This window comes from Salinimonas iocasae (assembly GCF_006228385.1).
Lineage (GTDB): Bacteria > Pseudomonadota > Gammaproteobacteria > Enterobacterales > Alteromonadaceae > Alteromonas > Alteromonas iocasae.
This window is the reverse complement of sequence record NZ_CP039852.1, coordinates 3,527,585-3,552,776: the sequence shown is the minus strand read 5'-3', so window position 1 is coordinate 3,552,776 and position 25,192 is coordinate 3,527,585. Positions and strand designations below refer to the sequence as shown.

24 protein-coding genes are annotated in these 25,192 nt (G+C 48.3%); 17 read left to right on the top strand and 7 right to left on the bottom strand.

Translation table 11 applies throughout. The features are described 5' to 3' along the window. Window positions 1-159 precede the first annotated feature (159 nt). Both FBQ74_RS15930 and FBQ74_RS15925 read right to left on the bottom strand, forming a co-directional pair. A complete protein-coding gene (locus tag FBQ74_RS15930) occupies window positions 160-918 on the bottom strand; it encodes a PEP-CTERM sorting domain-containing protein (RefSeq protein WP_139757597.1) in 759 nt (252 codons plus the stop codon). Window positions 919-1,096: 178 nt separating this feature from the next. Continuing rightward, complete coding sequence (locus FBQ74_RS15925; protein WP_205912266.1) at window positions 1,097-3,316, bottom strand: GspE/PulE family protein; 2,220 nt, start codon at window positions 3,314-3,316, stop codon at window positions 1,097-1,099. Between the two features lie 597 nt (window positions 3,317-3,913). Between FBQ74_RS15925 and rpsJ the strand changes: the two genes are divergently transcribed. The 12 genes from rpsJ (at window position 3,914) to FBQ74_RS15865 (ending at window position 10,298) form a co-directional block, all read left to right on the top strand. Continuing rightward, on the top strand, window positions 3,914-4,225 hold the full coding sequence (rpsJ, locus tag FBQ74_RS15920; protein WP_006012796.1) for a 30S ribosomal protein S10: 312 nt from the start codon (window positions 3,914-3,916) through the stop codon (window positions 4,223-4,225). 18 nt (window positions 4,226-4,243) lie between these two features. Further along, on the top strand, window positions 4,244-4,882 hold the full coding sequence (gene rplC / locus FBQ74_RS15915; RefSeq protein ID WP_139757596.1) for a 50S ribosomal protein L3: 639 nt from the start codon (window positions 4,244-4,246) through the stop codon (window positions 4,880-4,882). 18 nt (window positions 4,883-4,900) lie between these two features. Then, window positions 4,901-5,506 (top strand): 50S ribosomal protein L4, encoded by a 606-nt coding sequence (gene rplD, locus FBQ74_RS15910; RefSeq protein WP_139757595.1) that lies wholly within the window; start codon window positions 4,901-4,903, stop codon window positions 5,504-5,506. After that, window positions 5,503-5,802 carry a 50S ribosomal protein L23 gene (gene rplW / locus FBQ74_RS15905; RefSeq protein WP_139757594.1) on the top strand — a complete coding sequence of 100 codons (300 nt, stop codon included), beginning with the start codon at window positions 5,503-5,505 and terminating at the stop codon, window positions 5,800-5,802. The genes rplD and rplW overlap by 4 nt, the downstream gene beginning before the upstream one ends. 14 nt (window positions 5,803-5,816) lie before the next feature. After that, a complete protein-coding gene (rplB, locus tag FBQ74_RS15900) occupies window positions 5,817-6,641 on the top strand; it encodes a 50S ribosomal protein L2 (RefSeq protein ID WP_139757593.1) in 825 nt (274 codons plus the stop codon). A 15-nt stretch (window positions 6,642-6,656) separates the two neighbouring features. Then, window positions 6,657-6,932, top strand: coding sequence for a 30S ribosomal protein S19 (rpsS, locus tag FBQ74_RS15895; RefSeq protein WP_018982447.1), 276 nt, complete (start codon window positions 6,657-6,659; stop codon window positions 6,930-6,932). A gap of 11 nt (window positions 6,933-6,943) precedes the next feature. Continuing rightward, on the top strand, window positions 6,944-7,276 hold the full coding sequence (rplV, locus tag FBQ74_RS15890; protein WP_139757592.1) for a 50S ribosomal protein L22: 333 nt from the start codon (window positions 6,944-6,946) through the stop codon (window positions 7,274-7,276). 9 nt (window positions 7,277-7,285) lie between these two features. Next, on the top strand, window positions 7,286-7,987 hold the full coding sequence (gene rpsC, locus FBQ74_RS15885) for a 30S ribosomal protein S3 (RefSeq protein ID WP_139757591.1): 702 nt from the start codon (window positions 7,286-7,288) through the stop codon (window positions 7,985-7,987). A gap of 2 nt (window positions 7,988-7,989) precedes the next feature. Beyond that, window positions 7,990-8,403 (top strand): 50S ribosomal protein L16, encoded by a 414-nt coding sequence (gene rplP / locus FBQ74_RS15880; protein WP_137168350.1) that lies wholly within the window; start codon window positions 7,990-7,992, stop codon window positions 8,401-8,403. Then, window positions 8,403-8,594 carry a 50S ribosomal protein L29 gene (gene rpmC / locus FBQ74_RS15875; RefSeq protein WP_108565740.1) on the top strand — a complete coding sequence of 64 codons (192 nt, stop codon included), beginning with the start codon at window positions 8,403-8,405 and terminating at the stop codon, window positions 8,592-8,594. The genes rplP and rpmC overlap by 1 nt, the downstream gene beginning before the upstream one ends. Continuing rightward, a complete protein-coding gene (gene rpsQ / locus FBQ74_RS15870; protein WP_139757590.1) occupies window positions 8,594-8,851 on the top strand; it encodes a 30S ribosomal protein S17 in 258 nt (85 codons plus the stop codon). The genes rpmC and rpsQ overlap by 1 nt, the downstream gene beginning before the upstream one ends. A gap of 139 nt (window positions 8,852-8,990) precedes the next feature. After that, window positions 8,991-10,298, top strand: a complete 1,308-nt coding sequence (locus FBQ74_RS15865) for a 3-deoxy-D-manno-octulosonic acid transferase (RefSeq protein ID WP_139757589.1) — start codon at window positions 8,991-8,993, stop codon at window positions 10,296-10,298. A 267-nt stretch (window positions 10,299-10,565) separates the two neighbouring features. On the opposite strand, the gene FBQ74_RS15860 is transcribed toward FBQ74_RS15865, so the two are convergent. Beyond that, window positions 10,566-12,365, bottom strand: coding sequence for a cation:proton antiporter (locus tag FBQ74_RS15860; RefSeq protein ID WP_139757588.1), 1,800 nt, complete (start codon window positions 12,363-12,365; stop codon window positions 10,566-10,568). Window positions 12,366-12,575: 210 nt separating this feature from the next. On the opposite strand from FBQ74_RS15860, the gene FBQ74_RS15855 reads away from it, so the two are divergent. Further along, entirely contained in the window at window positions 12,576-13,442 is an 867-nt protein-coding gene (locus FBQ74_RS15855) for a hypothetical protein (protein WP_139757587.1), read from the top strand. A gap of 33 nt (window positions 13,443-13,475) precedes the next feature. Here the strand turns inward: FBQ74_RS15855 and FBQ74_RS15850 are convergent, their stop codons facing one another. Beyond that, window positions 13,476-15,395 (bottom strand): methyl-accepting chemotaxis protein, encoded by a 1,920-nt coding sequence (locus tag FBQ74_RS15850; protein WP_139757586.1) that lies wholly within the window; start codon window positions 15,393-15,395, stop codon window positions 13,476-13,478. A 247-nt stretch (window positions 15,396-15,642) separates the two neighbouring features. Beyond that, window positions 15,643-17,817: a M3 family metallopeptidase gene (locus tag FBQ74_RS15845; protein WP_139757585.1), complete on the bottom strand. Its 2,175-nt coding sequence runs from the start codon at window positions 17,815-17,817 to the stop codon at window positions 15,643-15,645. Window positions 17,818-18,053: 236 nt separating this feature from the next. On the opposite strand from FBQ74_RS15845, the gene FBQ74_RS15840 reads away from it, so the two are divergent. Then, window positions 18,054-18,572, top strand: coding sequence for a YgjV family protein (locus tag FBQ74_RS15840; RefSeq protein ID WP_139757584.1), 519 nt, complete (start codon window positions 18,054-18,056; stop codon window positions 18,570-18,572). Window positions 18,573-18,591: 19 nt separating this feature from the next. Here FBQ74_RS15840 and purU read toward each other — a convergent pair whose 3' ends face one another. Together purU and thpR are read right to left on the bottom strand one after the other, a co-directional pair. Then, window positions 18,592-19,446, bottom strand: coding sequence for a formyltetrahydrofolate deformylase (gene purU, locus FBQ74_RS15835; protein WP_139757583.1), 855 nt, complete (start codon window positions 19,444-19,446; stop codon window positions 18,592-18,594). Between the two features lie 71 nt (window positions 19,447-19,517). After that, window positions 19,518-20,135 (bottom strand): RNA 2',3'-cyclic phosphodiesterase, encoded by a 618-nt coding sequence (thpR, locus tag FBQ74_RS15830; protein ID WP_232371938.1) that lies wholly within the window; start codon window positions 20,133-20,135, stop codon window positions 19,518-19,520. Window positions 20,136-20,232: 97 nt separating this feature from the next. Here thpR and hrpB point away from each other — a divergent pair, with 97 nt between their 5' ends. The 3 genes from hrpB to phbB all read left to right on the top strand — a co-directional run bounded on the left by hrpB (window position 20,233) and on the right by phbB (window position 25,175). After that, window positions 20,233-22,746 carry an ATP-dependent helicase HrpB gene (gene hrpB / locus FBQ74_RS15825; RefSeq protein ID WP_139757582.1) on the top strand — a complete coding sequence of 838 codons (2,514 nt, stop codon included), beginning with the start codon at window positions 20,233-20,235 and terminating at the stop codon, window positions 22,744-22,746. Between the two features lie 66 nt (window positions 22,747-22,812). After that, window positions 22,813-24,195 (top strand): MBL fold metallo-hydrolase, encoded by a 1,383-nt coding sequence (locus tag FBQ74_RS15820; RefSeq protein WP_139757581.1) that lies wholly within the window; start codon window positions 22,813-22,815, stop codon window positions 24,193-24,195. Between the two features lie 257 nt (window positions 24,196-24,452). Further along, entirely contained in the window at window positions 24,453-25,175 is a 723-nt protein-coding gene (phbB, locus tag FBQ74_RS15815) for an acetoacetyl-CoA reductase (RefSeq protein WP_139757580.1), read from the top strand. Window positions 25,176-25,192: the final 17 nt, after the last annotated feature.

The window sequence follows — 25,192 nt, the reverse complement described above, 5'->3', positions numbered from 1 at the left end:
AGTGGCGACTAGGCGCAGTTTTGTCGTTGTTTAACCGGTAAGAAGAGGTGCATTGGCTGCCGAGGGCAGAACGTGAGTAAGAGGAAATAAAAAAGTCGCCAAAACGGCGACTTCAAATAGTTGTAGCTTCTTTCCGCGAGATGCTATTCCGTTAGAATGTTACTTTCTTCTGCGCAGAAAGATACCAGCTAACCCAAGGCCCATAAGACCCGCTGTCAGGGGCGCCGACACATTTGCCGGAGGCGCAACGACATCTTCCGTAATGCCTGCGTACAGCACATTAGGCTGGCTAAAGTTATAAAACCCGAAGGAGCCATTAGTGAACGTGCCGCTAATATCAAGCTCCAAAACGTCATTAACGTAAACCTGTACCTGATCAGCATTGAAAATTAAATCAAAGCTGTAAGCGGTGTTATCTTCCCACCCGGTAGAGCCCAGATTAGTACCGCGCTGCAGTTCAGTCACCGTACCGTCATGGCGCCATGCGTCTTCTATGCTTAATGCACCATTTACCTGCGAGATAGAAAGGCCTGCATTCGCATCACCTTCAAAGCTCAGTTCAGGGCGGTTATAAAAGCTCTGGTCGGCTTGCTTCCAGTCGATAAGTAAATAACTTGCTTCGTCGCTGGTCAAGTCGCCCGCATTGTAACCCAGTACAAAACCGATAAAGTCGTCATCAGCATCCTGCTCTACACTGATAGAGCCTGACAGCTGCATTCCCTGACTGTCCATTCCATTGAAAAATACGGTGGGGTCACTGTTTGCAGATTGTAAGACCGTGCTGTTGTCACCCTGCGTTGTCCATGTGCCTTCACCTTCGGAAGACCATCCGCTTAAGTCGATCACTGCTGCTGAGGAAGAGAATGATACGGTCGCAGCGAAACCTAACGATAATGCCAGTAAAGAACGAGATTTCATAAAAAGAATGTTCCAGGTTTATTCCTACAACATAGCTGGAATGATTTTAAAGGAACCGGAAAAGAAGCAATTATTGCTCCCAATCGAAACTAATGAACGAAATCAAAAGCATATCGAACCTGACGCTCAGCGAAAGCCACCAAGCTGTTAAAAAAACTGACAGCGGTGTCAGTAACTTTTACTCGGCGCCGCTGATAATTTGTACTTGAGCGATGTCTGTGTCGCCTTTAAGCGCTTTAAAAAGCGCATCCTGAACCAGTGTGCGCATACCATCATCCATCGCCTGAGATTTCATCTCGGCGACACTGCCTTCTTTGTAAATCAGCGAGCGCAATTCAGGCGTCATACCAAGCAGTTCGTGCACCCCGGTTCTGCCGCGGTAGCCCGTGCCACCACATTCATCGCATCCTGCTCCTTTGTAAAGCGTGAGTGAATCATTCATGTTCAGCTCGTCGATATATGCATCGCCATACTGACGACGGATAAAAGCGATATCTTCCTCAGAGGCGTTATAGCTTTCCTTACAGTTACTGCACAAGGTGCGTATCAGACGCTGGGCCAGAATACCCACACAGGCATCAGAGAAGTTGACCGGGTCGAGACCAAGGTCCAGTAAGCGGGTAATGGTTTCAGGCGCTGAGTTTGTATGCAGGGTAGACAATACAAGGTGACCGGTCAGTGACGCTTCAATACCAGCGTGAGCGGTTTCTTTGTCACGCATTTCCCCAATAAGAATAATATCTGGGTCAGCCCGAAGAAATGCCCGAAGTGCATTTGCGAAAGTAAAGCCGATTTTGGGGCTGACCTGAACCTGCTGAAGGCCTGACTGTGTAATTTCCACAGGATCTTCTGCCGTCCAGATTTTCTTGTCTGGTGTATTCAGGTAACCAAGAACAGCATGAAGGGTGGTTGTTTTACCAGAACCCGTAGGGCCAACTACCAGCAAGATACCATGAGGCTTTTTGATCATAGTTTCCAGGCGGGTCATATTGGAAGGCGCAAGGTTCATCTTATCAATAGGCATTGCGCCACCCGATGCAAGAATACGCATTACCACGCCTTCGCCCGCGACCGTTGGAATAGTCGCGACACGCACTTCCACAGGCTGGCCGCTCATGCCGAAAGTCAATTTTCCATCCTGCGGTACACGCTTTTCAGCGATATTCAGGTTGGCCATAATTTTTATCCGGGCGATAACCGCGCTGTGATGCCCCTTAGGAATCTGGTTCATATCGCGGCAGACACCATCTATTCGCATCCGAACCCGGGTAGGGCCCGACTTTTCCGGGTCAATGTGAATATCTGATGCATTAAGGCGTTTGGCATCATGCAAAATACGACTAACAAGGCGAACTACCGCAGGTGCATCGTCGGATAACTCGTCAGTGTGATCGTCTACCTCTTCTGTTGAGCCACCTATCTCGTCGAGTATTTCGCTCATCTCGCCCGGCGCAGCACCACCACTGCCCTCACCAAGATATTGTAGTATCTGGTTTGGCAGGCCGACAGCAATATCGTAAACATCAATGCCCATGGCGCTTTCAATTTCCATCAATAACGCGGCATTGTTGGGTTCGGCCATCAGCACAATAGGATTGTCATGAACATCGGCGATGACCGAAACAAAGTTACGCTTCAGGTATGATAGATTCAGTTTGCTGTCGTTCTGGTAAAGGTGGTACTTGTCTGGCAGGTACGCCAGATAGGGGACCTGATAATGCACCGACAGCGAGTTGCCTACCTGAGCTTCCTGCACGCGATGCTCAGTCATCAGTCGCTGCACAACCTGTCGGTGGTCTTTAGATGAGCTTATCAGCTCTTTAAGGGCTTTTTCTTCTATAAGGCCCTGATGCAATAAAGAGTCAAAAGCATTGGCAGTGCCGCCAAGCTCGTAACGAAACTTCTGACCAAGTATATCAGTAACCTGACGTGCCATATCCAAATCGGTGTCATTGAACGAACCGGTCTTTTTATTGATGATTTGCATAACGCCAAGCAATACGCCGGCGTTTAAAATGGGCACGCATAAAATATTCTGGGTCTTAAACGAACTGGACTTATCAAATTTGTCTGCAAAGCGCAGACGAGGATGGACACGCGCCAGTTCATCTTTGTCGTAGGGGTCGCTGATAAGTACAGGAAGCTGAGAAAGAGCGACATAACCGGCAATAGAAAGCGGACTGATGGGGACTTTAATCTCGGTGGTTTCTTTACCTGTTTTAAAGCGGGCAACCAAATCCTGATGCTGACGACGGCGCTGAAAGATACTCATGCGGGATGCATCGAACAAAGACAGAAGGATTTTCTCCAGTTCTGAGTAGGCTCCCATCAGCGTTGAATGCTTGCTGAGGGTCGTTCGTATTTCATCCAGCTTATGCTGGTCACTATTCATTATCATCGTAAATCTGCTACTGCGCCGAAATATGTACTTAACGTGTCTTTATCAGCCACCCTTTTGAGGATAGACCAGACGACTGTAATTTTAAGATTTTTGAGTCGAATCTTCACCTTATACTTATCGGCCAGCATCAGCAATCATAAAGTCGAGCAAATTCGGCTTGCATAGTTATACTTGTTGCGGTGTCAGGTATGCAGATACTAATGCGATGACGCGGTTTTTAGCGTAAAAGGTTTATTTCGACGCCACGCAGACTATAAAACAGGCATCTGCATACATCTACTGCCGAGCAGACCAGAAAACAAAAGCGCTGTTCACTTTTTCTGCTAATAGTACTTGCAAATTAGCGCGACCTCTATATAATGCGCGCCTCTGCCCAAGTTAGGGCAAAAAGTTTTAGCCGCAACCACACTGCTTTTAGGGTGGATGCCAACGTAACGGACAAGGTCCATTTTGGATTAAAACCTGTTGCCGGCGTGCTAGAAAAAGAACAGGGTTCCGATTTGGAACCACCGGTTTACGCACATCCTTTCTTTCCATTCAAAATAGGGAAGAGAAAGGGTGAATTTTTTTGTTCTTTCGATTGGAGCTTAATCGATGCCAAATCAAAGAATTCGTATTCGTTTGAAAGCGTTTGATCACAAGTTGATCGATCAGTCTACGGCTGAAATCGTTGAAACGGCGAAACGTACTGGTGCTCAGGTCAGCGGTCCAATTCCTCTGCCTACTCGCAAAGAACGCTATACGGTGTTGACATCTCCTCACGTGAATAAAGACGCACGTGATCAATATGAGATTCGTACTCACAAGCGTTTGGTAGACATCATTGAGCCAACTGATAAAACAGTTGACGCGCTGATGCGTTTGGACTTGGCTGCCGGCGTTGATGTTCAAATCAGCCTGGGCTAACAAGAGAGGGTTATAACAATGGCGATTGGTCTAGTCGGTCGTAAAGTGGGTATGACTCGCATCTTCACTGAAGATGGCACGTCTATCCCTGTGACTGTTATCGAAGCGACCCCGAACCGTGTTACTCAGTTACGCACTGAAGATACTGACGGTTATCGCGCTCTTCAGGTTACTGCTGGAACCAAGAAAGCGAACCGCATCAACAAAGCTGAAGCAGGTCAATTTGCTAAAGCAGGTGTTGACGCTGGTCGTGGTCTGTGGGAATTCCGCCTTGAAGACAACGAAGGTGACGATATTGAAGTTGGCAGTGAAATCACTGTTGAAATCTTTAACGACACTAAAAAAATTGATGTGACTGGCACTTCAAAAGGTAAAGGTTTCGCGGGTGCAATTAAGCGTTGGAACTTCAGTTCTCAGCGTATGACCCACGGTAACTCTTTGTCACACCGTGCACCTGGTTCAATTGGTCAAAACCAATCACCAGGTAAAGTATTCAAAGGCAAGAAAATGGCGGGTCAACTTGGTAATAAACAAGTTACTACGCAGTCTTTGGAAGTTGTACGTGTTGACCTGGAAAACAACCTTATCCTGGTTAAAGGTGCCGTACCTGGCGCGACAGGCGGCGATGTAATCGTTAAGCCTGCGATTAAAGCGTAACGTCTGGGGAGTGAACTGATGGAATTAACATTGAAAGACGCGAATAGCGCTCTTGAAGTATCCGAAGCGACCTTTGGACGTGAATTCAACGAAGCTCTGGTACACCAGGTCGTTGTAGCTTACGGTGCAGGTGCTCGTCAGGGTACAAAAGCGCAAAAGACTCGCGCAGAAGTACGTGGTGGCGGTAAGAAGCCATGGCGTCAAAAAGGTACTGGCCGTGCACGTGCTGGTACAATCCGCAGCCCAATCTGGGTTGGCGGTGGTCGTGCTTTCGCAGCGAAGCCTCGCGATCACGAGCAAAAAGTTAACAAGAAGATGTACCGTGGTGCGATCAAAAGCATCCTGTCTGAACTGATTCGCCAAGACCGTTTGGTTGTGGTTGAGAAGTTCGGTGTTGACGCACCTAAGACTAAAGATCTTGTTGGCAAACTTAACGATCTGGAATTGAACGACGTTCTTATCGTGACTGCAGAAGTAGAAGAAAATCTGTTTCTAGCTGCACGTAACCTGTACAAGGTAGACGTTCGTGACGTAGCTGGTATCGACCCTGTAAGCCTGATTGCATTTGAAAAAGTGCTAATCACTGCCGACGCAGTTAAACAGCTTGAGGAGGCGTTAGCATGAATGAAGAACGTCTACTGAAGGTGCTTAAAGCACCTCACGTTTCAGAAAAGTCAACGCTGGCTGCTGAAACGGGCAACACTGTTGTATTTAAAGTAGCGAAAGACGCAACTAAAGCTGAAGTTAAAGCAGCCGTTGAAAAGCTGTTTGAAGTTGAAGTTGAAGGTGTTCGCACTGTGAACGTTAAAGGTAAGACTAAGCGTCACGGTATGTCTTTCGGCAAACGCAGCGACTGGAAAAAAGCGTATGTATCGCTTAAAGAAGGTCAGGACATCGACTTTGTCGGTGGCGCTGAGTAAGAAGGGGATTAGAAATGCCATTAATGAAAGCTAAGCCAACTTCTGCCGGTCGTCGTCACGTTGTTAAAGTAGTTAACCACGACCTGCACAAGGGTGCACCATATGCGCCTTTGCTGGAAAAAAACAGCAAAAATGGCGGTCGTAATAACAACGGTCGTATTACTGTACGTCACGTTGGTGGTGGTCATAAGCATCACTACCGCGTAATTGATTTTAAACGCAACAAAGATGGCATTCCTGCCACTATCGAGCGTTTAGAATACGATCCTAACCGTTCTGCTAACATTGCACTTGTGCTTTATGCAGATGGTGAGCGTCGTTACATGCTGGCACCTAAAGGTCTGAAAGCTGGCGACCAGGTACAGTCTGGTACGCAGTCACCTATCAAAGCCGGTAATGCTATGCCTATGCGTAACATCCCGGTAGGTTCCGTTGTACACGCTATCGAAATGAAGCCTGGCAAAGGTGCACAGATTGCACGTTCTGCTGGCGCTTACGCTCAGATCCTGGCACGTGAAGGTAACTACGTTACATTACGTCTGCGTTCTGGCGAAATGCGTAAAGTATTGTCTGATTGCCGCGCCACTATCGGTGAAGTTGGTAATGCAGAGCATATGCTACGTTCACTGGGTAAAGCAGGTGCAACCCGCTGGCGCGGTATTCGTCCTACAGTTCGTGGTGTTGCCATGAACCCGGTAGACCACCCACACGGTGGTGGTGAAGGACGTACTTCCGGTGGCCGTCACCCAGTATCACCTTGGGGTACTCCTACTAAAGGTAAGAAGACCCGAAGCAACAAGCGTACTGATAAGCTTATCGTACGTCGTCGTAACAAGTAAAAGCGAGGATTCACCATGCCACGTTCTCTCAAGAAAGGTCCTTTTATTGACCTTCACTTGCTGAAGAAGGTAGAGGCTGCAGTGGAAAAGAACGAACGTAAACCAATTAAGACTTGGTCTCGTCGTTCCATGATCATCCCAGATATGATTGGGTTGACCATTGCGGTCCATAACGGTCGCCAACATGTACCTGTCATTATTAGTGACGAAATGGTCGGCCACAAGTTGGGCGAATTCGCGCCAACGCGTACTTACCGCGGTCATATCGCGGATAAGAAAAGCAAACGTTAAGGGGTAGGAAGATGGAAGCATTAGCTAAACACCGTTTTGCCCGCACGTCGGCTCAAAAAGCACGCTTGGTTGCGGATCAGGTTCGCGGAATGCACGTAGAAAAAGCACTTGAGCTTTTAACGTACAGCTCTAAGAAGAGCGCAGGACTGGTCAAGAAAGTACTTGAATCTGCTATTGCAAATGCAGAGCACAATGAAGGTGCTGATATTGACGAGCTGCGTATCGCTAAGATCTTCGTTGACGAAGGTCCAACAATGAAGCGTATCAAGCCACGTGCGAAAGGACGTGCAGACCGTATCTTTAAGCGTAGCAGTCACATCACTGTGGTTGTAGCGGATAACTAGGAGTAGATAATGGGACAGAAGGTACATCCTACAGGTATACGCCTGGGTATCAGCAAACCATGGACTTCTACCTGGTACGCTAATACATCAGACTATGCGGATAATCTGTACAACGATCATCAGGTACGTCAGTACCTGACTAAGAAACTGAAAAACGCTTCACTTTCTAAAATTGTTATCGAGCGTCCTGCGAAGAGCATCCGTGTGACTATTCACACTGCTCGTCCAGGTGTTGTTATCGGTAAGAAAGGTGAAGACGTAGAAAAGCTGCGTAACCATGTATCTAAGCTGGCCGGTGTGCCTGCTCAGATCAACATTGCTGAAGTACGCAAGCCAGAGCTGGATGGTCAGTTAGTTGCTGACAGCATTTCTAGCCAGCTTGAGCGCCGTGTTATGTTCCGTCGTGCGATGAAGCGCGCGGTACAAAACGCAATGCGTCTTGGTGCTAAAGGTATCAAAGTAGAAGTTAGTGGCCGTCTGGGCGGTGCAGAGATTGCACGTACAGAATGGTACCGCGAAGGTCGCGTTCCTCTGCACACTTTCCGTGCGGATATAGATTACGCGACATCTGAAGCGTCTACTACTTACGGTATCATCGGCGTTAAAGTATGGATCTTCAAAGGTGAGGTTCTGGGCGGACTGCCTACAAACCAGGAGCAGCCACCTGCTCAGCCTAAGAAGAAAGGCCGCAGCGCTAAGCGAGAGGGCTAATCATGTTACAACCTAAGCGTACGAAATTTCGTAAACAGCATAAAGGTCGTAACCGTGGTCTTGCTGTTGCAGGTAGCAAAGTAAGCTTCGGTACATATGGCCTGAAAGCAACTGGCCGTGGTCGTATGACTGCGCGTCAAATCGAAGCAGCGCGTCGTGCTATGACTCGTCACGTTAAGCGTCAAGGTAAAATCTGGATTCGGGTTTTCCCTGACAAGCCAATTACTGAGAAGCCTCTTGAGGTTCGTCAAGGTAAAGGTAAAGGTAACGTTGAGTACTGGGTATGCCAAATTCAACCTGGCCGTGTTCTGTATGAGATGGAAGGGGTTCCTGAAGCTCTGGCACGTGAGGCGTTTGAATTGGCAGCGGCAAAACTGCCATTTAAAACAACCTTTGTAACTCGGACGGTGATGTAATGAAAGCGACTGAACTGAAAGACAAAAGCGTAGAAGAGCTGAATGCAGAGTTATTGAACCTGCTACGCGAACAGTTCAACCTGCGCATGCAGCACTCAACCGGGCAGCTTGAAAAATCTGACCAGTTGAAGAAAGTGCGTCGTAACATCGCGCGTGTTAAAACCATTCTGACTCAAAAGGCTGATGCGTAATGACTGAGCAAAATACTCGTACAGTTCAAGGTCGTGTGGTTAGCAACAAGATGGATAAAACTATCACTGTTATGGTTGAGCGTTTTGTTAAACACCCTATTTATGGGAAGTTCATCAGACGTTCTACTAAGTTGCACGCTCACGACGAAAGCAACACTGCCAATCAAGGCGATATCGTGACAGTTCGCGAATGTCGTCCTTTGTCTAAGAACAAAACTTGGACACTGGTAGAAGTTGTAGAAAAAGCAGGCGTTTAATTACACCGCTTTTTACACTTTAAAAAAGCCGCTCCTGGAGCGGCTTTTTTGTATCTGTTACTTTTGTATGTGATTCTGTTTCATCGCCAAGGCGGAGCAGGTATAACGTAAATTTTTACTGGATTTCGGCGGAAATAACGTGGCATCGCAATATTCAACTGAAACAATCAGCGAGCTTCTTATCAGATGGTTGTATAGCGGCTTACTTCTATTGGCTGCGCCCTTTGCCTACCTGGGCTTAGTGAAACGTGGCGTGAGGCAGCATCGACATGATACGCAGCACTTTTTGTCGCGGTTTGGTTGTGTTGCAAAGCCAGCGAGCCCTGGTGGATATTTTTTCCATTGCGTATCCGTAGGTGAGGTGGTTGCTGCATCCTGTGTGGTCAAACAAATTTTACAATCAGAGCCCGACGCCACAATCACTATTACTACCACAACACCCACAGGCTCAGCGAGAGTGCGCGCCATTTTTGCTGATCGGGTACATCACTTTTATCTGCCTTTCGACTTTCCGTTCTCGATGCAGTGGATGCTTCGTAGAGTGCAGCCACGCTTTGTATGTATCACTGAAGTCGAGCTTTGGCCGAATCTTATTCATGCATGCTGGAAAAGAAATATTCCGGCGGTGGTCATAAACGCGCGAATGACTGACCGATCTGCTGCCAGGTATAAAAAAATAAGCGCACTTTTTTCGCCAATGTTGCGCAAAATTACAAAGGTGTGCGCGCAGGGCCCGCGAGATTATGAGAACTATGAGGCGCTGGGCATCAGGGAAGATAAGCTATTACTCACCAACAATATAAAGTTTGATCAGGCTACCTCTCTGGATAGTCGACAGCATTCTGATTTTATGGGACTTCAGAACTGTGAGCGGTATACCGTCGTGGCAGGCAGTACGCATGCCCCCGAAGAGCAAGTGCTGCTTGAGGCGGTGCAAAGGCTTGGCGACGCGCACAAGACGTCTGAGCCGCTATTGATAATCGTGCCCCGGCATCCGGAACGTTTTGATACAGTAGCTGAATTGCTAGAAGGTCATGGGGTATCGTTTATCAGAACGTCGGTTAATGATGTCATCCGAGATGATACGGATGTGATTCTGTTAGACGAAATGGGTAGGCTTAACGAAGCGTACGCAGTGGCGGACGTTGCTTTTGTTGGTGGCTCGCTCGCAGATAAAGGTGGCCACAATGCGCTGGAACCTGCAGCCTTTGGTATTCCGGTTATCATGGGGCCGAATACCTACAATAATCCGGTTATCTGCGAATCCTTAATTGCCAGCGGCGGCCTGCATATTAAACAGAATGCTACTGAGATTTTTGACCAGCTCTCGCAGTGGTTAACCGACTCGGATAAACGAAGTGAGTCCGGATATGCTGGCAAGACAGTACTCACTAAGAACAGCGGCGCCCTTCAAAAAACGTTACAGGTCCTAAAGTCGCTTAAATAATTGATAACTGGTTAAAAAGTGAGCCCAGTCGTTGTGCGTTATTGAAGGTGTCGTGCACCAGAATGCCTCTGCATTTAGATTTTGGGTATCTAAGTTTTACAAAAAGCCTTGTAAAACAATGCAGTAAAAAGTGGCCTGGGTGTTGCTATATCCAGCCTGTGCGATAGAACAGGTCAAAACAATAACAACATACTTCAAATAATAATAAACGCCGTCTATTCACATTCCAGGGAGAAGCACCCTGTCGAGGGACAGGGTGCATTTTCGTTATACGGGTTCATCCTCAGCGCGAATCAGGCTGATCAGACGCCAACCCGGCGCAACTTCTAAATCTTCACCCAACAAAATCACGTGTGACTTCTCTTCATCATCAATCGCAATCAACGGAATAACGCGACCACCGTACTGTTCAAGATAGTCAGCATAGGTGAACTCTTCAGTAATACGGGTTGTTTTTATCGTTGCACCATGTGAGACGGATGAAGCTAGATAACCATAGGTAACACCCTCATCAAACAGCGTCATTCGCTTGGCATAATGTTTACCTACCTGGTGACTGGGCCGCGCTGTCTGCTCGTTGTTGGTAAGCCCCCAGACCTTATCTTTGCCAATGGTATATTCAAAATGGTAGGCAATAACCGGGTTCAGTTGCTGATAGGGTGACATCACCAGCACTCTGCCCAATCGGTCCATGTCCATGTGGCGCGCCGCATGGTCAGATGCAGGGTTACCAAAATAGGTAGGGATATCCTGCATGCGGGCTTTTTTTACCGCGTCCCAGTTGGTATCAGCCAGGGTGACAGGAATATCCTGATTAATCATTTCCTTTGCCAACATGCGGTTAAACTGACTACCACCGAAAATAAGGTATCCATTAGGTGGCGGCGCGCGCATTTTCAGTAGGGCTGCCACCGGTTTCGCAGTCAAACTCTGCACCACAACGGTGGTAATAATCACTAAAAATACAATCGGAACGATAACGTCCGCACCGTCATAACCGATTTTCTGCAACTTTATTGAAAACAATGCAGAGACTGCAGCGGCAACGATACCCCGTGGCGCAATCCAGCTGAGTAAGGAAAGCTCTCGCCAGTTCAGACCGGTGCCGATGGATGATACGAGGACAGAAAGCGGACGGGCTACAAAAATAACCGCCAGTAAAACGATGACAATACCCGCACCAACGTTCGCTATCGCCTGCAATTCCAAACGGGTAGCCAATAAGATAAACAGGCCGGAAATCAGCAATACACTTAATGTTTCCTTAAACTCAAGGATATCCTCGACCTCGACATTTTTCATATTCGCCAGCACCATCCCCATGATGGTAACAGTCAGCAGGCCAGACTCATGGGCAACATAGTTAGATGCTGCAAATGCACCCAATACGAGCGTCAGAACAGCGGTATTTTGCAGATAGTGCGGGATCCATTTTTTACGCAGGCAATAGCCCAACGAGTAGCCGCCCGCTAAGCCCAGTACAATACCAATACCTACTGTTTTACCAAACGCTATAAGCGTGTGGGTCAATGCTTCTGCCTGGGAGGCAACGATATATTCAAAGACCAGAACCGCCAGCAGCGCGCCTATCGGATCGATAATAATACCTTCCCACCTTAGAATATTTGCAACATTGCTCTTAGGGCGGACCGTTCGCAGCATCGGAATTATAACCGTGGGACCGGTAACGGTGACAATAGCGCCGAACAGGAAGGATAGCTGCCAGGGAATAGAGAGCGCATAGTGAGCGGCCAGTGTAGATACGATCCAGGTCACTACTACACCTACACTGCACAGGTTCCTGACCATATTGCTGTGGCCGCGGATATCTTTAAACCTGAGTGTCAGTGCGCCTTCAAATAAAATGATAGCCACTGAAAGTGAAACTACCGGAAACAGCAAATCACCAAATAATTTATCTGCATCAAGCAGGTTAAGCACCGGGCCGACAATAATACCGACGATAAGTAACGGAAGTATGGCGGGTAGCCTGATTTTATACGCCAGAAACTGGCAGGCAATAGAAAGCAGGCCAACACTGACAAGACTGATGAGCGACTCTGACAAGTTGAATTCCCTTACAAATACTACGCACTTTCTTTAAAGAGCGCTGAGTACAATATGATTTTATTAGATTGCTTGTTTGTACTGTTATTTATTAAGGACGGATGAGTAGTGAGTTGAAACTGTTGTGATCTTCACGCGTTACTTGCGCGTCTTGAATAGACCCGAATAATCATCTTTTTAGCGTCATGCTTTTTGCAGTCGAGGTCCCCAATGTTCAGTTTTATAGCCAGAAAATCAATGGTACGTGCGGTTGCGCTTCTACTTGCCGCCGTTGTCAGTGCCGGATGCGCAGCCTCTTCAGGCTATCCTCTGATGAAAATAGATGTTATCGACACGCAAAAACTTCCCGGTGCTGTTAATGAGACGTCAGGCCTATTCTGTACTGCCGGGGGTGCTGTAACGGTTAATGACTCTGGTAACGATGCAGTCTTATATTTTCTTAATGAAAACGGAAACATCACAAAAAAAGCGCAACTGGACTTTCCCAATAAAGATATTGAGGCAATAACGGCCAATGACAGGTATTTTTATATCGCTGATATTGGTAATAATCGTGGCAACCGGAATTATGTATCGGTACGACAGTTAGACAGACAGACGTATAAGAAGATAAAAACATTCCGATTAACGTATAAAGGCAATACGCCGTCAGCCAATACACCCTATAACCATGACTACGATGCCGAGGCGCTAACGGTAAGAGAAGATAAGCTGGTGCTGTTTTCTAAAAGCTGGGACACCGAACACGCCAGAGTTTATCAAATCGCATCCTCGCCCAAATCGCAGGAACTTACCGCCGTACAGGTTATCAAGGGGCTGCCCGGCATCATCACCGGTGCAGACTGGGATAAAGCCAATCAGCGTTTTATTGTTGTAGGTTACAACAGCAATCTTCTTGGCGTACTGCGACCATTTATTGCGGTCCTGGCCAGCGACTACCGCGTTGTTTCTGTCAGCCCGCTTGAACGGTTTGGGCAGGTCGAAGGGATATGTGCAAAAGCTAATGGCGAGATATGGCTGACTCAGGAAAAGTCACCGTTACAGGATGCCCGGTTAATCCGTTTGAAGATAAAATAAGAACAGGCGCAGTATTTTGCGCCTGCCTGTCTTTTAAAGACGGAAGTGGCCTACCTGTCGGGACAGGTTTTCAGCGGCACTATCAAGCTGCTCACTGGCAGTAACAAGCTGTGATGAGTTCTCCACATTGTCCTCATTACGCCCGCTGATCTCGTTGATATTTTTACTCACATCTTCAACCACAGAAGCCTGCTGCTCTGTCGCCGTTGCGATATGCGTATTCATGTCATTAATCTGATTAATATTCTGAGCAATTGTCTCCAGCAGTTCATCTATCTGGCGCGCACTTTCAACGACGCTGGATGTTTGCTCCTGACTACTTTGCATTTGGCCGACTGCTTGTTGGCTGTCCTTTTGGAAGCTGTCTATCTTTTCCTGAATTTCGTCAGTAGCTGCTGCAGCGCGCTGCGCCAGCGTTCTTACTTCGTCGGCGACCACTGAGAAGCCTCGTCCGTGATCCCCCGCCCGGGCCGCTTCAATGGCCGCGTTAAGCGCAAGAAGATTGGTTTGTTCAGAAATACCTCTGATGGTATCCAGAATACCGCCGATTGTGTTGGTATGCGTATTCAGTGTTGAAATGGTTTCTGCCACTTCTGAAATCTGCGCCGATAGCGCGTCTATCTGCGATACAGCATTCTTCGTTACCACATGCCCCTGGTGGGTAGTCTGCGTGGACTCGTGGGCATTGGCAGCTGCAGATTGGGCTGAACGAGCAATTTCCTGAACAGAGCTGGCCATCTGTGTCATCGCAGTGGCAACCTGAAGCGTTCTGTCACGCTGATCCTGACTATTTGCCTGGGTTGTGCGGGTACTTTCCGCCACCTGACTGGCAGCCTGGCGAACCTGACCGCTATCACTAACAATTGAAGACATAGTGGCGTGCAGTGAATGGATAAACTTGTTGAACCCGTCCACCAGACGATGCATCTCTTTTTGAGGAGGCGCCGGGAGACGGGTTGTTAAATCACCGCCGCCCTGGCCCAGTGTCTGGAACGCATCGGCCAGTCGTTCAAGCGGTCGGGTAATAGATGCAGCGAAGAAGACCCCGACCAATGCGAAAGCTGCCGCAACGATCAAAGACCATATGAGCGTTTGACGGGTTGCGTTATTCAGCTCGGCATACAACTCATTTTCAGGCACCTGGGCTATCACATACCACTGGGCGCTGGGAATATAGCTTCCGGCCAGTAAGTAATCTGATTCACTGTTGTTAAACTCCGCCAGAGCAAAGTCGTTCTTCGATAAGATTTCCCGGCTTGCCTTTTCAGAGGTAAGCTCTGCCAGGCTACTGCTTCCTAGCTTACTTTCATCAGGATGCGCAATAACCTTGCCTGCAGCATCGACCATAAATACCATGCCGGTCTGAGCGATTTTTACCTGGTTTAGTATCGTGACAAGTTCATCAACCGTTTTCGCCACCCCGGACATGCCGCGGCCCTCTAACTGTTGATAATTCGCATACAGCTGATAGCCGCGAACCGGATCGTTATACAGACTCAGTGAGGTTTCTTGCCCGCTGTCTTTGTAGGCAAAAAACCAACCGTCCTGGTCATCATTTTTCAGTGTGCGCAGAAATCCTTCATGATTCCAGTAGTTGTAAGTCTGACGGTCAGCAAAAGAAGCCACACTCAGATTATTATAGGCAACCAGACGCGACAGGTAGTTAACGACCTTTGCCTCACCCTCTTCAGGCGCACCACTGGCCGACCAGGCCAGAATGTCCGGATTTGTGGCGATGCTGTGGGCCACTGCGGACATTACCGTAACCTCTTTATCTACGCGATTGGCAAGGCGTTTTACAATATTGGGTAGCTGCGACTCTTCCACTGTCCCGCGAATCAGGTCCCGGGTCACCATTTGGTTTAACGAGCTCACCAGGATAGTGGCAGCGAGCACGGCAACAACAAGAATAAAGATAAGTTTTTGTTTAATACTGAAGGCGCTTAAATTCATACAACTACCAAAAATATTGACTACAAAGCGTTTGGCACAGTCCCGACAAATCCTTTAGAAGGCAGATAATCTGATATGCGGGAAATTATGCAGATGGTTATGTTATCGGCACAACGTTTGTTTTGTTAAGTTGGGAAAGTTAAAAACAGGTTGGAGTAAGTATAGCTGACTGGGAATTTACGAAAATGAAAACTTTGGGGGAATAAAAAGGCCCGTAGTGTTTACCACGGGCCTGGCAGGTAATTACTTAGTTTTTCTCTTCAGGTAAAGGGAAGCCGCGGTCGCGCATCAACGCATCAACTTGCGCATCGCGACCACGGAATTTACGATATGCCTCAGCCGGATCCATCGCATTTCTTACTGAAAAGAGATATTTAACCAGCTTGTCAGCCATTTCTTTATCGTAAAAACCACCGGGTGCTTCGGCAAATGCTTCGGCTGCATCAGCTGTCAGTACTTCCGCCCACATATAGCCATAGTAAGCAGCAGCATAGCCTTCACTTGAAAAAATGTGTCCGAAGTGAGGGCTACGGTGACGCATCACAACTTCCTCTGGCATGCCCAGTTTTTCAAGTTCTTCTTTTTCAAACTTGTCCGGGGCAATATTTTCAGGATCTGTTGTATGGTATTTCAGATCCATGATTGCCGATGCCATATACTCCGTGGTTTTGAAACCTTCATTGAAAGTTGATGCACGATTGATTTTTTCTACCAGTTCATCCGGGATAGGCTCGCCGGTTTCATAGTGAACCAGATATTTATCAATGACTTCATCAGTCGTTAGCCAACGTTCCAGCAATTGCGACTGAAACTCGGTGTAGTCACGTACACCTGAATGTGAGGTCGGGTAGGCAACATCAGCCGATAAGAAGTGCAATGCGTGCCCGAATTCATGGAAATACGTTTCTGCATCGTCCCACGAAATAAGTGTAGGTTCGCCCTCTGCACCTTTCACAAAGTTAGAGTTGTTAGATGCCAGGGCAGTCTGTTCACCATTAAAGGTCGTGTAATCACGGTATGTGGTTGCCCACGCACCTGAACGTTTACCTTTTCGTGCAAACGGGTCCAGATACCACAGACCAACATGTTCCCCTGATGCTTTGTCAGTAACTTCCCAGACTTTAACCTCAGGGTTAAAAACGGGTACCGAGCCTTCCTCGACGGGGGTAAACTCAAAGTTGAACAAACGTCCGGCAACATAAAACATTGCTTCGCGAAGCTTATCCAGCTGCAAATATTGTTTTACTTCGTTTGAATCAAGGTCGTATTTTGCTTTGCGCACTTTCTCAGCGTAATAGCGATAGTCCCAAGGTTTGATATCAATATCCGCGCCTTCTTCATCGGCGATGGCCTGCATGTCAGCCACTTCTTCCTCGACGCGAGCGATTGCTGCTGGCCAGACTTTCATCATCAGGTCCATCGCTTTTTCAGGGGTTTTTGCCATGCGGTCTTCAAGACGCCATGTGGCATAATCTTCATACCCAAGCAGTTCAACACGCTCGTCGCGAAGCTTCAGAATTTGCTTAATGATTTCATTGTTGTCTTTGGCATCACCGTTATCACCACGATTGTAATAGGTGCGCCACACTTTTTCGCGTAGCTCGCGATTGTCAGAGTAGGTCAGGAACGGATCCATAGAGGAACGGGTATTGGTAATCGCATACTCGCCATCATGACCACGGGTCTGCGCTGCAGAAGCTGCCGCTTTAACGAAAGAATCGGGCAGGCCGCTTAGCTCGTCTTCACTGATATAGGTGACGTAATCTTCTTCATCAGCCAGTATGTTGTTAGAGAACTTGGTTTGTAATTTCGCCAGTTCCTGATTGATTTCTGCATAGCGCGCCTTTGTCTCACCATCAAGGGTGGCACCGTTACGCGCGAAATTGTTGTAGGTTAGCCAGGTAATACGCTGTTCTTCATCGGAAAGGTTTTCCAGCTCATCACTTTCGTACACTTCTTTTACACGCTGGAACAACTTTTCATTTTGCGTAATTTTAGTGAAAAAAGCAGAGATTTTTGGCGTCATCTCGCCCTGTATTTCACGGAATTCAGGGCTGGAATTGTTTGAACTCCAGATTCCCCAATAGGTAAAAACGCGCTCCAGAGGCTTACCGGCACGTTCCATGGCGGCAATGGTGTTTTCAAACGTGGGTGGGTTGGGGTTGTTGGCTATCTCTTCTATCTCAGCCATATTTAATGCCATGCCTTTTTCAAGTGCTGGCTTTAAATCTTCCAGCTTCATCTTGTCAAAGGCAGGAACGCCGCCGTAAGGGCCCTGATACTGCTGTAGCAATACATTATCGAATTTTGCTTGTTCTACTGCAGGTTGTGTTTCCATCGCGGTAGTTTCCGTTTGGCTGCTACAGGCACTTAGCCCAAGTACCACTGCAGCCGCTGTCATTGAGGCTTTAAATTTTCCCATTTCCTTTCCTGTCGTTATCGTTTTATAAGGTTTTTTTATACTAGAGGATACCGTAGCTAAGTTAAATAGGATCGCCGCGCCATCACCGTGCGCAAGTGTAAACTCATCGGTTTTACTGTTTTTAGTGTCTTTTCAGTGCGTCACAAAATCATAACAAAAATCTGCTTGAAGGCAGGGCTGCCACGGGATTACACTGCGCGCGATTTTTAACCATTCACCCGTTCAGGAGAAGGCTTATGACTGAACTGCTCATGCACAGCGCCCCGGTAATTATTGCTGTTTTGTCGTTCTGGTCTGACACCGAAAGAAAGCTGCTATTTCTGAATCTGGGGTTGTGCGTAACGATTGGCTCACTGTTGGCTGTTCAGCACGCCTGGGCGGGTGTACTGGTGATGACGGTGGCGGGATTCAGCACAACATACCGTCTGGTAACCAATAAGTTGGTGGCGCAGTCACTCACTGTGGTGCTGATTATCATGATGTCAGCGCTGATTGGTTATATCAATATGAGAACCGGTAAAACGGGCTGGCTGGAAATCATGCCTCTGGTTACGTTTATACTGTATCGTTTTGGCGAGCTGCATTGTAAAGAGGCCGGTCTGCGCTTGTGCATGATTAGTGGGTCGCTGGTATTTGCGATATACGCGCTGCTCAATCAAACCTGGGGAGTCGCGGTCACGGAGCTTTTATTTGCTATGTCTAATAGCTGGTTTTATCTGCGCTTATGGCGGCAGGCGCGAAGCCTGCCTCTGTAGTATTCTTTAGGTAGCGTGCTCAGGCGAATACAACGGTTTTGTTGTGGTGAATGAGCACGCGGTCTTCAAGGTGGTACCGTACACCGTGGGCAAGCGCGGTCACTTCACAGTCCTTACCTTTTCTGACCATGTCCGGCGCACTGTCGCTGTGACTGATTCGCTTAACGCTTTGTTCGATAATCGGCCCTTCATCGAGATCCTGGGTGACGTAGTGACACGTTGCTCCGATTAGCTTTACCCCGCGATCATAAGCTTGTTGATAAGGTCTTGCTCCGGCAAAGGATGGCAGGAAACTATGATGGATATTGATAGCCCGACCTTCCAGCTCCCGGCACAAAGACTGCGGCAGTATTTGCATAAAGCGGGCAAGCACCGTTAAGTCAATGTCGTATTCCTGCAGCAAGGTTCTTATCTGCGCGAACGCCTGCTCCTTACCCAGTGTTTTAAAATCAATCCAGTGAAAAGGCACCTGATACCAGTCTGCAAACTCTTTAAGCTGGGGGTGATTCGATATGACGCAGGGGATATCACAATAAAGCTCGCCGGTATGCCAGCGATGCAGTATATCCACCAAACAGTGCGACTCGATACTGCCAAGCAATGCAACGCGCTGGCGCTGAGTGGAGTCGCTAAGCTTCCATTGCATTTGATATTCGTTAGCCAGTGGCGTAAATGCAGAGACAAAAGCGTTATAATCCAGCGAGAGGTGCTCGGTGCCAATCTCATGTCGCATAAAAAACCGACCAGTTTGCAGGTCTGTGTGGTGACTGGCCTCTACAATTGTCGCGCCATGATCGGCCAGAAACTGCGATACGCTGGCGACCAGGCCAATCTGGTCGGGGCAATCAATAACCAGTCTGAATGTTTGCTTCATAATACTCTGCTGTTAACTATGCTCATTTCTTTGTACCCATGCGCCGTTGTAAAGTAAAGGCCGCGGTGCGTTTAATTGTCTGTCAGACCCTGCCTTAATCTCTCACGTACCGACATGTTCGGGATAAGAGGCCAGGAGTGCCTGATTGGATAGCGCACGCCCTGCGCATTACTGAAAGACTCAAACAGATGGAACTGTGAAAAATCCGCATGAATATCAGGCGCAAACAGTGGAGGGGGCAGTGCGTCTGTCGCCTTTCTGACCAAAGTAACATGTGGGCGGTATGGGCGACCATCTACCTGTACACCCGCTGCCCGTGCTGCTTTGCGTACCTGACGGGCTAAATCCATTAATGCGTCATCAGGCTCGCCGGGTGCAGCCAGTAAAATTTTAGGACCTTCCCACAGCGCGGTTGAGTCTAGCGTTAACGAAAATGGGCTGCCTTTTACCTGTTCCATTTCGTTTAAAAGCGCTTCGTGCTGACGTGCATCCACTTGTCCCAGAAAAGCCAGCGTAATATGAAAATTGGCAGTAGGAACTGCAACGGACTCGGCCGGCGTATTAGATTTAGCCGGGCGCTTTGTCTGGGCGCGCTCTTTTACTTCAGGCAGCGCTTTTTGCCGCCAGCTCTCCAGCGCCAGTTTGGTCTTAACTGGCAAATCCAGTCCGATAAAGCAACGCATTTTCATATTACACCCCCAGATGTGTTAACCAATACACATGCAATTAGCTGTTGAGTACGTACAATAGGATAAACAGAGATTTACCTGATTAATACACGCCTTTATGCCATACGATGCTGAGCGCTTTCCCGCTTTTACTGTTATTGATGCACTGACCGATGCACTTAAAAACCGCAATGCGATTGTGGCAGCGCCACCGGGGGCGGGGAAGTCTACCGTTATTCCCCTGGCGTTGTTGTCTGCGTTTACGGATAAAAAGATTTTATTAATGCAGCCACGCCGGGTGGTGGTAAGAAGTCTGGCCGGATATCTGGCTGAACAACTTAATGAACCGGTAGGTCAGCGTGTCGGATATCGTATTCGTGGCGAAACCAGGGTCAGTGAACAGACACAGTTAGAGGTAATTACAGAAGGTATTCTGGCGCGGCGAATTGCTCATGATCCTGAGCTTGAGGATGTCGGCCTGATTATTTTCGATGAGTTTCATGAGCGTAGTATTCACAGTGATTTTGGTCTGGCCCTGACGCTGGATGTACAGGATGGGCTGCGTGAAGATCTGCGCCTACTGGTGATGTCGGCAACGCTGGATACGGAATCTCTGGCCACGCTCTTACCCGAAGCAGCAATCTGTGTATCAGAAGGGCGTATGTATGATGTGCAGGAGAAGTACAGTGGCCAAATTGCCGTACAGCACCTCCATGATGCGGTGGCACGTTACACACGTCAGGCCTGTGAAGAGGTCGATGGCGATGTGCTGGTATTTCTGCCCGGTGTAGGTGCAATAAACAAAGTCAGTCAGCTACTGACAACGCAGCGTCCTCAAACCAATCCTGTAATTCATCACCTTTACGGCGCGCTGGGAAAAGCGCAACAAAACAGTGCCCTGAAGGCGGATCCTCAGGGCAGGCAAAAGGTTATTCTGGCCACGAACGTTGCTGAAACATCACTGACGATTGACAACATAGAGGCAGTGATAGACAGCGGTTTGGAAAATATTGCGGTATATAATCCAGCCACCGGGCTGACTCAGTTGAATCAGCAAATGATCGCTAAAGCATCGGCAACGCAGCGTAAAGGTCGTGCCGGCCGGCTTAAGCCGGGTATTTGCATTCGTCTGTGGAGCAAAGAGCAGCACGACCGGTTGTCTGGCTATACGCCTCCCCAAATTCACAGAGAAGATATCACGCCGCTTTTGCTGGATACACTGGCGTGGGGCACCACGCTGGATGCATTGCGACTGCTGGACCAGCCTTCAGCAGCACAAATAAATAGCGCGACATCTACGCTAACTGAGCTGGAGGCCGTCACTACAACCTCTACAGGTGGGTTGCTGCTTACCGCTTACGGGCAACAGTTAGCCCGGTTCCCCTGCCACCCGCGTCTGGCGCATATGCTTTTGACAGCAAGAGATAACGTACAAAGTGAAGGTCTTAAGCTGTGCCACGCGGCAGCATGGGTAGCCGCGCTGGCTGAAGACAGTGCAAAAGTATCAGATGGTTTGGTCAGCGAAGCACTGATAAATGCAGACAAATATACTATTGCACGTCTGTCCCGGCAGGCAAAACGTTTTCTGTCACTGTTATTTCCATCGGATACATCGTTATCAGTAATACCCTGTCACGAACTGGAGCCGGCCTCAATTGCACTGGCTATAGCGCTGGCGTGGCAGGATAGAATCGCCCACTGGCAAAAAGAGCAGTGGAAAATGGCCAACGGCCGTGGTGCACAATGGCGCGGTATACCGGTGAAAAGTGACTGGCTGGCAGTACTTAGAGGTCAGCAGGTTGGCACCGACGTCAGAATTCGGTTAGCTGAGCCATTGGCTTATAAAGCAATTGAAACCTGGTTCCCAAAAAAACTGACGACGGAGAAGGAGGTAAACTACCACCGTAGCTCCGGACAAATGCAAGCCAGGCAAGTGACCCGCTTTCACCAGATTATATTATCCAGCGAACCGGTATCATCAGCATCTGCAGATGAAATTGCTTACGCCTGGCTGGCACACTTGCAGGCACTGTCATTATCAGAGCTACCCTTACCGGAAAAGGCGCGGCAATGGCTTAACCGGGTCGCCCTGGCTGCAAAATTGGATTTGGCACAGCCGCAGGCCTTTGATCAGGCTGACCCCTGGCCAGACGTCAATGTGTCGGTGCTATCGCTGATTGATGAGAATAGCCTGATAAGCCATCTTAAAAAGTGTAAAAAACGCGAGGACCTGCCATCGCTTCCCTGGCAAACACTGATGCAACAAACGTTATCCTGGCCTCAGCAGCATGCTCTTGAGCATTTTTTGCCAACATCTGTCTTGGTACCATCAGGCAATACGCGGCCACTAGAGTACCTGCCAGATGGGCAGGTCATACTTGCCGTAAAAATGCAGGAAATGTATGGAAGCAATACTCAGATATTGATAGGTAACAATGCGTTGCCCGTGACCTTATCATTGCTATCTCCGGCCGGCAGACCGCTGCAGAAAACCAATGATTTGGGGGCGTTTTGGCAGGGCAGTTATCAGGAAATCAAAAAAGAAATGAAAGGCCGCTACCCCAAACACTACTGGCCGGACGAGCCAGCCCTGGCAGAGCCAACCACGCGTACCAAAAAACACATGACCTGATATTGTGATCTGATCTCAGGCCGCTATGGTTAAATAGTGTACAGTTTCAATGTTGAGGTGATGCTCATGCGCGTTGTCAGTTTTAAAGCCAATGGTCTTGCACAGTTATCTTATCTTGTTTCCAGTGCCGGCGAAGCATTCGTCGTTGACCCCCAACGGGATATTGACCAGTATCTTCGAGAAGCCGCCAACCAGAATGTCAGTATTCGGTGTGTGATTGAAACGCATCGAAATGAGGATTTCATTTCAGGCGGGGCTGCCCTGGGTGAAGATTTGGATATTCCTGTCTATCACGGCATCAATGCAGATGCCAAGATAGCATATGCGCAGAGCGTTCAGACGAATGATACGGTTTCTGTAGGCGATCTGCTGATTACCATAATGGAAACGCCGGGACACACTAAAGACAGTATTTGCGTATGTGTAAGTGATACAGCTGTCTCGCAGGAAACTGTTGCTGTTTTTACCGGCGATACACTGTTTGTCAATGAAGTCGGCAGAACGGACTTTTATCCGGAAGAAAAAGAAAAGGTTGCCGGTATGCTTTTCGATAGCTTGCAAGCCTTATCAGACTTACCCGATACCACTATCGTCTACCCGGCACATGGCGCGGGTTCTGTGTGCGGTTCAGGAATGGCTGCACGTGAGTTTACGACGCTGGGTTACGAAAAGCGTCACAACCCGGCGTGGAAGATTAAGGACAAGCAGGCTTTTATCGAGAAAAAGCTTAAGGAGACCCACTACTACGCACCATACTTTGAGAACATGGAGAAGTTTAATTCTGTTGGTCAAAGTAAGCGCATTGCACCGATTTCCATGCCCCGGTTACCACAGAGCGAGATAGCGGCGTTACCCGAACAGGTTGAGAAAAACGAGATACAGTTACTGGATATTCGTAATGTCGATGCGTTTTGCGCCAGTTATCGTAATGGCAGCGTCTTTCTGCCCGGTGGATTGGTCTCGGCGTACGGCGGATGGTTCTTACAGTATGACAAGCCGGTGATTATTGTCAGCGATACTCCCGCGCAGACAGATGACGCGGCCCTCCAGCTTCAGCGCATGGGTTACAGCTGGTTGCCGGGTTATATCACCGATATTCCTGTTCGGACCGGCGATGAGCAGGTGGATAATCATGTAGATTCCATCACTCTAGTTGATGCACAAACAGTTGCACAGCGCTTGGACAATCCCTCTGAAGACTGGCAGATACTTGATGTGCGAAAGCATGAGGAAGTCGAGCAGAAAATGCTTCCGCATTCTGTGCATATCTATCTGGGTTATCTGTTCAGTCAGCTGTCCGATCTGGATCCGAATGTTCGTTACACCTGCTTTTGCGGCTCGGGATTGCGTGCAACGGTTGCCGCCAGTTATCTCAAATCCCGAGGATTTTCGAACGTAGAGGTGTTTAGCGGTTCTCTGGCGGCGTGGGAAGCGTTGCACGAATCCTGACAGCTTGCGCCTGTTCGGTGCCTGATTCTAAATGCATTGCATGTGGACAGAGGAGTGAACAGTTGAAAAACGCACTAAAACGGGGTTTTGTAAGTCGCTGATAACTTTGTCATTTAACATTTTTATAAAAATACGTTCCCAGAAGTTTAATATTTAGTCAAAAAAAGTTCATTTATTAGTCTATCCAGCGGTCATTATTCGTGCATATACTGGACTGATCGCATAGATCTTCAACAACTTAAGAAAGGATAGATGATATGAGCAGAGTAGCACTGGTTACCGGAGGGACGCGCGGTATTGGTGAGGCTATCAGCGTTGCGCTGAAAGATGCTGGATATAAAGTAGTAGCGAACTATTGCGGTAACGATGATGCTGCCAAGGCTTTCATGGATAAAACCGGAATTGCGGCAATTAAGTTTGATGTGTCTGATTTTGATAAAACCAAAGAGGCAATAACACAAATAGAGAACGACTACGGCACGATCGATGTTCTGGTTAATAATGCCGGAATCACCCGCGACGGCACGATGCATCGCATGGACGCAGACCAGTGGGATGCGGTTATCAAAACGAATTTGGGCTCCTGTTTTAATACGTCCCGGGCAGTTATTGAAGGAATGCGAGACCGCAAATTCGGGCGCATCGTGAATGTTGGTTCGATTAACGGTCAGGCCGGCCAGTATGGTCAGGTGAACTATGCTGCCGCTAAGTCTGGTATTCATGGCTTTACCAAGGCACTGGCACAGGAAGGAGCTGGCAAAGGTATTACCGTAAATGCTATTGCGCCCGGCTATGTTGATACTGATATGGTGCGAGCTGTGCCGCCAGACGTACTTGAGAAGATTATCGCGAAAATCCCTGTAGGCCGACTAGGCTCGCCAAAGGATATCGCCAGAACCGTCTTATTTCTGGTCGACGATGATGCCACGTTCATCACCGGCTCGACGATATCGGTCAACGGCGGTCAGCACATGTACTAACCGCGTGTTCAAAAGCG